10 protein-coding genes are annotated in these 13,032 nt (G+C 38.7%); 1 reads left to right on the top strand and 9 read right to left on the bottom strand.

Features of this window, described 5'->3' with window-relative positions; translation table 11 throughout:
- The 9 genes from N7U62_RS16560 to N7U62_RS16520 form a co-directional block, all read right to left on the bottom strand.
- The gene (locus tag N7U62_RS16560) at positions 1 to 2,016 is read right to left on the bottom strand and encodes a hypothetical protein (protein WP_264139151.1); all 2,016 of its coding nucleotides are present in this window, start codon (positions 2,014 to 2,016) and stop codon (positions 1 to 3) included.
- A 20-nt stretch (positions 2,017 to 2,036) separates the two neighbouring features.
- The gene (locus tag N7U62_RS16555; protein ID WP_264139150.1) at positions 2,037 to 3,140 is read right to left on the bottom strand and encodes a DUF4249 domain-containing protein; all 1,104 of its coding nucleotides are present in this window, start codon (positions 3,138 to 3,140) and stop codon (positions 2,037 to 2,039) included.
- Entirely contained in the window at positions 3,130 to 4,233 is a 1,104-nt protein-coding gene (locus tag N7U62_RS16550; RefSeq protein WP_264139149.1) for a DUF4249 family protein, read from the bottom strand. Before N7U62_RS16550 ends, N7U62_RS16555 begins: the two co-directional genes overlap by 11 nt.
- Positions 4,233 to 6,893: a TonB-dependent receptor gene (locus N7U62_RS16545; protein ID WP_264139147.1), complete on the bottom strand. Its 2,661-nt coding sequence runs from the start codon at positions 6,891 to 6,893 to the stop codon at positions 4,233 to 4,235. Before N7U62_RS16545 ends, N7U62_RS16550 begins: the two co-directional genes overlap by 1 nt.
- Before the next feature lie 193 nt (positions 6,894 to 7,086).
- Positions 7,087 to 7,653 (bottom strand): pentapeptide repeat-containing protein, encoded by a 567-nt coding sequence (locus N7U62_RS16540; protein ID WP_264139145.1) that lies wholly within the window; start codon positions 7,651 to 7,653, stop codon positions 7,087 to 7,089.
- Between the two features lie 10 nt (positions 7,654 to 7,663).
- Complete coding sequence (locus tag N7U62_RS16535) at positions 7,664 to 8,404, bottom strand: DUF3667 domain-containing protein (RefSeq protein ID WP_264139144.1); 741 nt, start codon at positions 8,402 to 8,404, stop codon at positions 7,664 to 7,666.
- Positions 8,405 to 8,890, bottom strand: a complete 486-nt coding sequence (locus N7U62_RS16530; RefSeq protein WP_264139143.1) for a GyrI-like domain-containing protein — start codon at positions 8,888 to 8,890, stop codon at positions 8,405 to 8,407.
- 101 nt (positions 8,891 to 8,991) lie between these two features.
- The gene (locus tag N7U62_RS16525; RefSeq protein WP_264139141.1) at positions 8,992 to 9,738 is read right to left on the bottom strand and encodes a glucose 1-dehydrogenase; all 747 of its coding nucleotides are present in this window, start codon (positions 9,736 to 9,738) and stop codon (positions 8,992 to 8,994) included.
- A 78-nt stretch (positions 9,739 to 9,816) separates the two neighbouring features.
- Entirely contained in the window at positions 9,817 to 10,395 is a 579-nt protein-coding gene (locus N7U62_RS16520; protein WP_264139140.1) for a TetR/AcrR family transcriptional regulator, read from the bottom strand.
- Between the two features lie 222 nt (positions 10,396 to 10,617).
- On the opposite strand from N7U62_RS16520, the gene N7U62_RS16515 reads away from it, so the two are divergent.
- Complete coding sequence (locus N7U62_RS16515; RefSeq protein ID WP_264139139.1) at positions 10,618 to 13,002, top strand: ABC transporter permease; 2,385 nt, start codon at positions 10,618 to 10,620, stop codon at positions 13,000 to 13,002.
- The last annotated feature ends 30 nt before the right edge of the window (positions 13,003 to 13,032 follow it).

The following is a 13,032-nucleotide window of genomic DNA, read 5'->3' as shown; positions in this document are numbered from 1 at the left end:
TTAGTGTACCTGGTAAGTTTTAGAGGTTGTTGTTGGAATCTTAGTCTTGCATTCTATCAGGTCTATTTGATATTCGCCCTTCAAATCTGATTTGATCTTGTTCATATCAATTTCTTCAATATCAGATATACATCCCCAGAACAATTGCTTCCTAAAATCAGGTGAATGAGGGTTTTTAGACATTTTTTGAGTCGGGTCAACTCTTTTTCTGAGAACAGGCAAATCGGCATTTTGCTTTTCCAGAGGGTTTTCAATTCCATCTTTAAGATATATGGAAACTGCCCCTTTTAGACCCAAGTTTCCTAAGGTAGCGGTTGAATGAATCGAATTACGAAGTTCTACTCTCTCGACACCTTTTGGATCCATGTTCAACACATATTTGCAATCATAAGTAGGCTCGTCATTGATAAAAATGATAGGAGGAGCGTCAAACTTGTATATGGTCATGTACCGATAAAGTGAAAACTGAGGTTCATTATTTTCATACTGTACAGATAAGTATTTCACAATATTATTGATCAGGTCTTCCATGGTTTCAGGTATTTGAAAATCTTCCATAGAATAAGTGAAATCTGCCTCAGGAATTAGCAACTCCTCCTCGTCCTCTCTATATGATTTGTTGATGGATTGAAGATCCTTTAAAGAGGAGAGATATTCTTGAGTCTTTTCATCTACACTCAAAATTTGTTTAAGAGGAGAATATTTGTAATTGGCTCTTTCATAAACGGGAACCTCTCTTAATGGAATCAAGTTACCGGCCAAGAGGTATGGGAAAACTCTGGTTTCTTCTTCTGGCATCCATTTTTCAAATTGATGAAGGCCGGTAATATCTGACCTAAGCATTTCAATAGGCTCCAGATGTGGTACTGTGAGCATAGAGACTCTTCCGAATGACTTTTCATCCTTTAGAGATATCAACCCTCCCTCATTTATTAGTTTTATTCTTTCTTGATTTTCAATTGAGGTGAGCTGGTCTTTAAAGACCCTTAAATAGGATTCAAAATCTCTATTAGTTACAAGTTGTATGTCCAAACCGTATTGATCAAGAAAGTAATACTCAAAAGCATCGAATTGATAATAATCCTTATCCTCTTCCAGATAGACGGAAGCAATTTGTTTTTTTGATTTCCAAATGCTGTCGGAACTTAGCTCAGCTTTATGGGCAATGATTCTTTTTAAAAAATAGCCAGAAGAGTCCGAAATTATGATGGAGTTAATACCGGGTTCTAATTTTAGTTGTCCCATTAATATTGAAGAATTCTCAGATGAAAGCTTATCCGACAACATGTTAGTACCATTCCATTCGATCGAAACGACCTTTTGAGTGTTTTCTATTTTATAGTGTAGACTATCAGTTATTATTTGAAGGGAACTCTGGAAAACATCCCGATTTGAAATGGGAAGAACTATTGATCGTCCTTCATAATTCACCCTATAAAAATTGGAATTGGGTGTGATTGTGGTAGAAACGATTCCGTTTGCATCTGTTTGCAAAAACTGAATCACAGAATCTTGATCATCGACAATTGATAAGGTAGTGGATATGCCCGATCCCAGTTCGTCCAAACTCCTGAAGCTGATTTTTGATTCTACTCCATTAACAAATTCAGAAGCATCCAGAAAATATTCCAATTTGATAGGTTGCCTATCCTCAATGTTGGTAGTTTTATCACCGAAAACATGAATCCGTTTTTCTACTTGATGACTACCAGGTGAATGAGCAATGAGCCTATATATCCCTGTTTTTAATGAATCAGTCAAATAAAAGAACAGTTGGTCTTTTGAGGTTTTTATTAGGGACTGTGTTTCGATAATACTACCATTAGGAGCTACCAAATCGATAGTAGTCAAAAACCCTTCCGACTCACTAGAGTTACCGATCTTAACAATATCAAATAACACCTGCTCTTTTGTTATATAGGTATTCTTATTGGTCAAGACAGAAAGGTCTTGGGCTTGAATAAAAACACAATGAGCAAGTAGAATTGCGGTAAGAATGAGTTTATATTTTTTCATTTGGGAAAGTAAATCTTTGGTTAATTGTTCCACCACCAAGGTTTTTGGTTGGTTATTCTAGATCTAACTACTAATTCTGCTTGTCGACAGTCATAGCATGATGGAGGAGGTAAAGGAATATTACATGAGCTTCTTAATGACTCAGGATATATGATGTTATATGAAACCATTTTAGGATTGAAAATCCAACGATAGTAGGATTCGCTTACTGCTCCAAAATAACCATAGACTGGAACGTTAGGGTTATTTGAACTCATGTTGGTTTTTAGATTATAAGGAGGAGGAGCAAACAGACCTTCTTGTTCTTCTTGTCTTTTGATGTCGTTCCAGTAGGAAAAATAACTTTCGGCCATAGCATGTTGACGAACAAGTACTGATAAACCCTCGTGTATTTTATCTACTGCAGTGTTGACAAACACCATTTCATGACTTGTACCAGGCTGATCGAATTCAGCTACTTCAAAACCTGGATAAAACAACTCTTCGGTTATCCAGCATCGATAGTTTGGATCAGTTTGCGTTGGATTCAATCTGGCGACAAATCCATAAGTAATATCAAAATCCCATTTGTAGTATTCAGTAGAAGATGGAGTAATGTTTTCTGGCATATCCACTTTCAATTGTAATCCCTTGGCTTTGATTATTATTTCTTCTCCTAACTCGATGCTATAAATATCTTTTTCTATTTCCTCGTATTTCAATGTGCCAGTTAGAGAGGAAGAAGGAAGACCGACCCACTCACTGTAAAATACATCTCCTTCCGGCAGAATTATTTCAAGTTGGTATTGTTGATCTTGTTCCGCTTTAAAATCCTCGTAGAAAAGTTGATATACTCCAGCATCTGTTTCAGAATAATCCCAACTTTGATTTTGATCAGAATGGATAATTACTTCTGCTCCTCTGACTTTTTCATTCAATGAGTTTTTCACTTGTCCTGTCCAGCTAAGTTTTATATCGAAATATCGGGGGTCCGTAGGCTCCATGTTTAAATCAGAGTAGGATTGATCTGATATAAAACCCTCTACAACTAATGCTTTTTCAACTTCATTGACCTCAAATTCATAGGTGCTAATGCATGAAGCCCAGAATAAGGCAATTAAAATGATTGTAAATTTATTTTTCATTCCACCAAAGAGGTTTTTCATTCGTGATAGTTAGACCAGTAGAAATGTCGTAGGCCATACAGTTGAAGCAAAATGGAGCAGGGTCTAAATCAGGGATATTGCATACATCATAAAAAATGATTGGGTAGGATACCATGTCGTTTGAAAATGTCCATCTATGGAAATATTCCTTCACCACTCCGAAATAGCCAAATGCCGGGTTATTATTGTTAACACCTGATATATTGGTAGGTAAATTGTAGGGAGGTGGTGCAAATAGATCTGATTGTTTTTTTTGTTTTTCTATTCCAGACCAAAAGTCATAATATCCCTCGTTTAGAATTTGTTGTCTAATTAATATAGAGAAGCCGTCATAAATCTGATGATGATCGGTATCCACAAATTGTAAATCCAATGTAGAGTTGACTTCAGAAGCCTCTCCAACGAAGAAGTCGTCGTAATAATAAATGTCAGTCGCCCAGCATTCATAGTTTGGGTCCGTGTTAGTAGGTAGGTTTCTTGCAATGACTACAAAAGTTGTATTAAAGTCCCATTTAATGTATTCGTTGAGTTCCCCCTGCTTCTCTGGAATATTTGCTCTCAATTGGACTCCTTTCAATTCCTTAATGACCTCTTCTCCAAGTTCTATTTCATAGACCAATTTCGTAGATTCGTAATATTCAATTTCACTTTTGCGACCTTCTGGAAGGCCTGATGGCGTTGATTTATATTGCTCACCATTCGGTAGAGTAATTTCAATATGGTATTCGAGGCCTGGTTCTACTTTAAAATTCTCGAATGCCAATAAGTATTTTCCTGGTTCTGATTCAACATAGTCCCATGATTCATTGTTGTCATTAACAAGCAATATTTGCGCACCAGATATCAATTCGTCTCGGGTATTTGAGACCACACTAGAATACTTTAATTCCAGATCAAAATACCTGGCATCCAATGGCAGGTCCGTTTCCATTCTAGCATTGATGTCATCAAAGGAGATATTAGAAACAAATCCATCTACTACTAAGAATCGACTTGGTTCGTCAATTTCAAAGTTGTAAGTGCTAACACAGGAGGATAGCGAAATAACAATGATGACCAGTGTCAATCTCATTATTTTGAAATTCTAAAATTGTAAGTAAGAGATGGAAATGCGGAACCAAGAATAGAGAGTTTGCGCGCCTGACCTGAATCGTTGAAATAAATGGAATAAGCATTTTCTCTACCGTAAATGTTGAATACAGAGAAAACCCATTCTCCACTCAATATTTTGTTTTTCTTAAAATTTTCTTTGAGTGTAAGCGATATATCAAGTCGATGATAGTCCGGTACCCGATAGGCATTCCTTTCAGAATAAATTAAAACAGCCAAGGTTTTGTCATAGCTATATTTAGATATCGGAACAGTGATAGGTCTTCCTGTGCTATAGCTAAAGTTCGCAGAAAGAATTAACCTTGGGGCTAGTTTGTAATTAGCTACCAGGGTAAGGTCATGTGGTTTGTCAAAATTAGAACTGTAGTACTTTCCATTGTTGATAGTTTCGATTTCTGAACTTCCATCAAACTTTTTCAAACTACGGGAATAAGTATAAGAGATCCAGCCATTCAACCTGCCTTTGTTCTTTTTGAATTGGAATTCTACCCCATAAGATTTTCCAATACCCTGAACCAAACTTCCCTCAATTTGATCATTACCTATTATTTCTGCTCCTTCTATAAAGTCTATGACATTGCGCATGTCCTTATAATATCCTTCTACTGAAATTTCATATTGACTATCATATAGGTTTTTGAAAGCTCCTAATGCGAACTGATCTGCAAATTGAGGTTTTAGGTTCGGTCCACTAGCTAAATAATAATCCTGAGGAGTTGCCGAAACAGTATTGGAAACTAAATGAAGATACTGGAATGAACGGTAGTAACTGGCTTTGATGGAGGTATTGGCATCCAAAAGATACCTTAGCGATATCCTTGGTTCAAGAGCTGAAAAATTATCAATTAATTCCCCGGATTTATAATCTTGGCTAGAGGAAACCACTGGTTTTCCGGAGCTGTTTTCTTCAAAAGAATAAATTTTGTCTGGACCAAAACGATAGAAGGTTGAATATCTTAGGCCGGCAGACACGGCCATTCTTTGACTCAAGTCCCAATCGTCATGAATGAAATAATCGATCTGTTGTGAACTTTGATCTGGAATCTTGGCATATTCGAGCGAGGATAATGCGCCTGGTTCAAGGGTGCCTGGACTTATGCCATTATTGTTGTATTCAATGCCCGCAGTGACGGTATTCTTATAAAACATTTTATATTGAAATTCTAATTTACCCGAGAGGGTATTGATACCATTGTCGAAACTATAGGTATCTAGAGGGTTTTCCTGATTGGTGGTTTTCACCCAATAATCACTACTTGCAAAATTCAAGGTTGAAATTAAGTTGTCTCCGTAAATGTGATTCCAATCGAAACTGAAATTTTGTGTGTTCCAATCATAGACTGCTTCATTGTTGAGGTTGAAATCATCATGACTTCTATAGAATGAAGCTGTTATAAAGTCCTTAGTGCTCATACGATAGAGCAGTTTTCCATTAAAGTCATAAAATTGAGCCGAACTGTTGTTTAACTCAATATTATTGAGTGAATGCATAAGCCAATTGGTGTATGAAGTTCTACCTCCTATTAAGAAAGAGACCTTGTCTTTCACAATAGGACCTTCAACAGTTAGTCGGCTCGAAACTAACCCAATACCTCCATTGGCTTTGAAATGTTGATCATCACCATTTCTCAATTTGATTGAAAGAACTGAAGATACCCTTCCGCCATAGTTTGCTGGTCCACCCCCTTTATATAAGTCTACCTTGTCGATCATATCTGAGTTAAAGGCACTATAGAAGCCGAATAAGTGTGTCGGGTTGTAAATAATGGCCCCATCCTGTAGAATCAAGTTTTGACCGGATTCTCCACCACGAACATTGAAGCCAGAGGAAAGCTCTCCTGCTGTAGTTATGCCGGGTAAAGTGGTTAAGCTTTTCACTGGATCGACTTCACCCATAAAAGTGGGTAATTGTTTGATCGTTTTGGCTGACATCTGTTGAAGGCCAGCCACACGTTGGTTTACATTGGCTCCATCTGGTTCGGCTCTTATGACTAATTCTTCTAACTCTACTGATCCTGAAAATAAATTAATATCAAAGGATCCGGAGGACTTGATATAAGCGTCTACTTTTTTGGCTTCATAACCAACAGAACTGAATTCAATAGAATATTTCCCTACAGGAACCTTTAAGTTATAATTGCCATTGAAATCACTGATAGCACCAATGTTTAATGTTCTGATATATGCTTTAGCACCTAAAAGACCTTCATCATTGCTGCCATCAATGATGGTTCCAGTTACGGTTACTATTTCATTGGGTTTGGCATCCTCCGTGCCTATGACTATTAGATCTTCTTTTTGATTTGATGTTGCTTTGAAGTAGTCAGGGTTTTTCATTACCAAGACATAAGATCCATACATTTCTAATAAAGAATACACCTTTTGATCAGTGTTTTCAAGGATAAAGCTAGCAATGGATTTGGACTCACCACTTTTTTGGATTGAATTGCCTTCAAACCAAGAAGGGTCAAAATAGATATTAACCTCGTATTCTTGTTCAATGCTTTTACAGGCATCAACAAATGATTCTCCGAGATAGCTTTCCTTCAATAGTGTTTGGCATTCAGCAATAAAAGGCAATAGGTAGGCTATTGATAAGATAAAAAAGCATTTATTTATCATGTTGTTATTTTTGGGCTTAGACGAATACAATGGTCATCATTTATTAACCAAATAATTCTAATTAAATGGTAGGTGGTTAATAGTGTTGATCAATGGTGATTAGTCGTATCACGCAAGTTACAAACCGTTAGGGAAAATAAAAGTTAAAGTATGGACTTTGATGTCATTTCTGCGTTAAGGCAGAAAATTTGATTCACCCCACCTTAATTCCAAATACTGATACTAAACCAACTAATCCTTCTGGGCTGAAACGTGCGTTTTTAAGCAGGTTGTTTCTGGGATCAATTTGAAAGTTGAGGGCAGTTCGGAGCTCTGCTTTCTCAAGGTTGGTTCGCTCAAAAATGCTATCTATGAGGTGGCTACCACTGAAGTCGCTTTGGGTCAGATCACATTCTGTCAAATCCACTTTCTCCATCTTGCAATTAATAAAAGGAGTTTTTTTCAGTTTCAATTGAAAGAAGGAGGAAAAGTCTAATACACAATCTCGAAAAGTAAAGGCCAGTAGAAATGGATTGCAGTCTTCAAAATGCAAGCCCATTAGTTTGCAGCCTTTAAAATCTACTTCCTTGAATGAAGTGTGATGCAGCTTGGACATGCTCAGGTCGCAGTTGATGAATTGCGAGTTGTTAAAACTCGCTTCAGAAAGATCCAGATCATTCAGTTGGCAATTTTCGAAAGTACAGTCAACGAACTCTCCAGTCTTCCATTCTTCTTTCTGAAAATTGATGCCCTCAAAATTGACTTCATCAAAATATTCCATACGAATAATTTTATCTCAGTATAACAATAAGATAGGAAAGACTCATGCCTCCCCATGTGTAAATTATGACACTCAAAACACTCAAAAGTATGGATTTTAGTACCACATTTAATTTTCGTCCAAACAGTGAAATGCTACCATAAAAGGTAAACAAGAACATAATGAGCAATTGAAGTTTCATGTTGTCGAATTCAGTCAAATGTATCAGGAGCATGTAAAAAATTCCTGCTAAGATGTACATTCCGATAATGTAAAGGGCGACTGCTGCGTATTCTGCGAGAAAATATCTTTTGCGAAAAAAGAGCTTCATCATCAATGCTACGGCTATCACCGGGATCAGAAGCATTTTGTTGATATGAAGAGTCATAAACTTCGCGGCGTTCATCATCTTAACTGCTACTTCCGGCATCCCTACATTTTCTATTCTGGCAGCCTCTCCCTGCAGCGGATCAAAACCTATCAGTTTTTGGATGATCAGATAAAATGCGGAAAGGAGAATATAAAAGTAGAAGGGTTGATAATATCTTTTTCGTTTTCCGGCCAAATAGGATTGAAAAACCTCACCTGGATTTTTGATCAGCGAAAGAAGGGTAAAGAGGAAGGGTCCTTGAAAGGATAAAGCAGAACGGAAAAATTGAGAGAGTGAATTTTTAAAGGTAATACGATCTACTTGGGTCGATTGACCACATTCAGGACAGTAGCTTGAAGTCACGATTGTCTCGCAGTTGAGACAGGTATTGGTATGCTCCATTTATGCTTTTGGCTTTATGGGCACCCAGATTTCTTCTTCAGAGTCTGGGTGATTGTTTTTGTATTTCTCTCCCAACAATTCGAAGTGCTCTCTACGATCTACTTCATATTCCGAATTTGGGATCCATTCAGCAAAAATGTATTCGAAAGTGCTTCTGAATTCATTGAAACTACCCTTGTGTAAAAATACCGCATACAATCCTCCATCCAGTTCATAACTAGACATTGCATCTGGTACATTATTAATTGAATCAACTGCTACAGCTGCCCATTTGGTAAAGGGAGTCTCGGGGGTGAAGTCTTTGAATTCCAAATTAGGATCATACACTTGCATGGAGTACAGATCTGAAGAAATAGGGTTTTTTATTTCTTTTCTTCTCGGCATAAAGCTACCCCAAAGTTGGGCAGTTTTGTTCTGCATCAAAGTCATCTCTATCGATTGACCGATCAGCAGCTTTTTGGGAAGCGTTTCGATTCTTAAAAACATTCCACAATTATAGAATAATATACTGAATGAGGAAAAGGCACAAAAAAGCCAGCAGCTCCTTAGAGCTGCTGGCTTATAAATTACTACGAATAGAAAAAGATTTATACTTGTCCGATTCCTCCGTCAACAATCAACTCTTCGCCTGTGATGAAAGAAGCATCGTCTGATACCAGGAATAAAGCCGCTTTGGCGAGTTCTTCAGATGCGCCGAATCGACCCAAAGGTACCTGAGCTGCAAAACCTGCAGCCATTCCATTCAATTGATCCTCGGTCATATCCATTTTACCATAGATTGGTGTTTCTACAGGTCCTGGAGCCAAACTCACGGTTCTGATTTTCTTTTCTTTCAGTTCGTTTGCCAGAACTCGGGTTACTGATCTCAAAGCTGCTTTGGTTGCTGAGTAAATACCAGATCCGGCAAAGCCTTTGTGATGAACAACAGAAGTGTTACTCAAGATAACAGCGCCTTCATTCAAATGAGGGATAGCATGCTTGATTGTGAAAAATGGGCCTTTCACATTGGTATCAAATGTTTCGTTAAAGTGCTCCTCCGTGATATCACTCATAGGCATGAAATGAGCAATGCCCGCATTGAGAAAAAGTATGTCGATTTTCCCGAAGGTTGCTACAGCTTTTTCGATGGCTGCTTTGTTGGCGTCTATGTCTTTGGCGTTTGCCAATACAGCTATGGAACCGCCCCCAATTTCTTTGACGGCCTCATCGAGTGCTTCCTGTCTTCTTCCTGTGATTACTACTTTGGCGCCTTCTTGGACAAAAAGCTTGGCTGTCGCCAACCCAATGCCGCTGTTTCCACCTGTGATCACTGCTACTTTGTTTTCTAATTTCATGTCGTTTGGTTTTTTATTGAAATGATTGTTCCAAATAACGACATACTGAAACGAACGTTTCAAATAATGAGAATTATTTTAAAGGTTTTTTAAAATGTTGTCGACCAAAGCATCCAATTCTTTTTGGTCCGAGATCAATAGAGCGGTGACCTGCAAGCCATGCAGGCAGGTATACAGGTACATGGCTAGCTGTCGGCTATTCGAATCATTTTTCAATTCGCCCGCTTCTTTTGCCGCTTTCAGTTTTTTATCAAAGACCTCTATAGTCGCTTCTTTATTGGCAATGAGTAATTCCTGAATGTGTGGATCTGAATTGCTCAGCTCTGTTGCACAATTCGAAAGCAGGCAGCCCTTGTGATCGGCGTCTTCTTTGATTCCTTTGAGTATCTGAGAGAAAAAATCACGAATGGAATCCATAGGGCTCATATCCTGATCAAAACTTTTCGATAGCGTTTTGGATTGCCAGATTTGATATTCTTTGAGACAGATTTCAAAAAGGTCGTGTTTGTCTCCAAAGCTATTGTAAAGACTGGATCGGTTAAGCCCTGTGGCATCTACCAGGTCCTGCATAGAGGTCGCATGAAAACCTTTCTTCCAGAAAAGTTGGGTGGCGTTATCTATCACCTGGGCTCTATCGAATGTTACTGCTTTTGGCATACTGCAAAGTTGTGCATCACAACTGCTCAAAATTAACTAAAGTTTCCTGTATCCACATTTAACAGCTGTACAGTAACTATAGATAGTGTCCAATACTGCAACCCAACTGTACATAATCGCACGAAAACCAGCTTGACCAAAATCAATAAGACGCTATATATCAATAAGTTAAGTTTTGGGAATGACTTTTGGCATGGCTTGGGAAACAAAACACCGACTAAAATGCTGAAAAACTATCTTCTTGTCGCCTATCGCAATTTGCTCAAAAACAAAAGCTATGTAATCATCAATACGTTGGGACTTGGTATTGCCATGGCATGTTGCATCACGGCTTATATTCTCCTGGCCTATAATATTGAGTTTGATGAATTCCATCGGGACGAAAAAGTGGAGAACATTTATCGCCTTGAGTGTGATCTATTGCTCAACGAAAAAGACCCCTTACTCGGTGTCCATGGGCCTTTGCCAATTGGACCAATGGCAACAGAAGACATTAGCGGTATCAAGCGCTTTACCCGATATTCTATGTTGGGTACCAATATCAGCTTTGAGGACAATGCCTTCAACGAACGAGTATCCTTTGCAGACAGTACCCTTTTCGAGATGTTTGATTTTCCTTCTGTACAGGGAAATTTATCTTCTTTCAAAGATCTCCACAGCATCGTCATTTCACGTGAGATGGCTGAAAAGTATTTTGGAGATGAAAACCCAATTGGTAAAATCCTGACCCTAAATTTTGCCAGAGAGGTGGAAAAACAAATGATGGTCGGTGCGGTGGTAGAAGATGTTCCTGTCAACAGTTCTATTGTATTTGATTTCCTCATCAGAATGGAGCATTTCGCAGAGATGAGGGCGGTAGAAGAGAAACCATGGGCGGATTGGAATGTACCTGGTGTATTTTATGAGTTGGACCCTAATGCCGATCCAGAGACAATTGCCGCCTCCTTTGATCGCTATGCCAAACGACGCAATGAAGCCAAAACGGATCAAAAAGTAGAGCGATACAGGTTGGTTCCATTCAAGCAAAATATAGATTTAAGCCAGCGAGTATGGTCTTCTATCAATACACCTATCGAACTGGAGCCTTTGATTGTATTTACGACTTTGGGTGTGATGATCATATTGATTGCTTGTTTTAACCTGACCAATACCTCTATCGCCATGACGAGTTATCGATTGAAAGAGATTGGTTTGAGAAAAACTGTAGGGGCTAAGAAGAGCCAGATAGTCATTCAATTCTTAATGGAAACGGTTCTTATCATATTGCTTGCAGTATTGGTAGGCTATAATATCTCCTTAGTGATCGTACCAGAGTTTACCAGCATGTGGGACATCCCATACGGTATGGAGGATCTCAATGGTATCAATACTGTGATTATGCTACTTTCGGTTGTCTTCATGACTGCCTTGCTGGCTGGTATCTATCCGGCACTTTTCAGCAGCCGACTAAATACCGTGGAACTGCTCAAGGGTATGGTCAGAATCAAAGGTACCAACGCATTGACCAGAAGTCTCGTGACTATACAATTTGCCATTTCAGTAATTGTTTTGATTGCTGGGGTGGTTTTTATTAGAAATACGCAATTTCAGGAAGGCATTCAATTTGGCTATGACAAGGATCAATTGTTGACCGTGTCGGTGCAAAACCTGAGTGAGGTCAGAGCAATGGAATCAAAGGCCAACAGTCACCCTAAAATTGAGTCGATCGCTTATACAGATCATCAGGTGGGCGCAAGCAGCTACCCATCACCTGTGAAGTTCAATAATGTGATTCATGAGGTACAGCACTTGGCCGTAGGTCGCAATTATTTCGAAACGATTGGATTGGAGTTTGTTCAGGGCAGACCTTTTGATGTGGACAAAACCAATGATTTTGAATTCAGCACGGTAGTGAGTCGTCAGTTTCTGGATAAAGTTGGCCTGCAGGGAGATCCCATTGGTCAGGTGGTGGAGATCCACAATGTGCGTAGAAAGATTGTCGGAGTGATCGAAGATTTTGTAGACAATATCTGGAGATCCAAAGACCCCGAACCATTTGTGTTCTATCCAGCCATTCCTGAAACCTACAAGTTGATGGTATTCAAGGCTCAGAATTCAGATTTGGTGGAAGTAAATGAGTTTTTAGAGAAGACATGGAAGGAGAATTTTCCTACCAAACCCTATATCAGCAAATTTCAGGAAGATGTCGTCATGGAAGAAAGTAAACAGACGAATGACAATCTGGAAAAAATATTTTTGTTCCTTACTGTGCTAGGAGCCATGCTTTCCGCCTCGGGTATTTTTGCTTTGGCTTCCTTGAATATTGCCAAAAGAACCAAGGAGATTGGAATTCGAAAAGCGCTTGGTGCCTCGATTGCTAATATCGTCCTACTTATCAACAAGGAGTTTGTCATCATTTTGTCCATTGCTGCTGTATTGGGTGCAATTGCAGCCTATTTTGGAACCGCTTGGCTGTTGGATTTGATTTATGCCTATCATATTTCTGTAGAATATACAGTCCTGGTGATATGCTCGATTTTCATATTTCTGTTGGGGGTATCTACTACCAGCCTTACCATTTACCGAGGAGCCAGAGCCAATCCAACTGATACACTTCGAGTAGATTAATTAAATCCTCTCAAGTAGAAAAATCCCGCT

The organism is Reichenbachiella ulvae, from assembly GCF_025833875.1.
In the GTDB taxonomy this organism is placed as follows: domain Bacteria; phylum Bacteroidota; class Bacteroidia; order Cytophagales; family Cyclobacteriaceae; genus Reichenbachiella; species Reichenbachiella ulvae.
The sequence above is the reverse complement of the archived record's forward strand: the minus strand, read 5'-3'. Positions and strand labels throughout refer to the sequence as shown.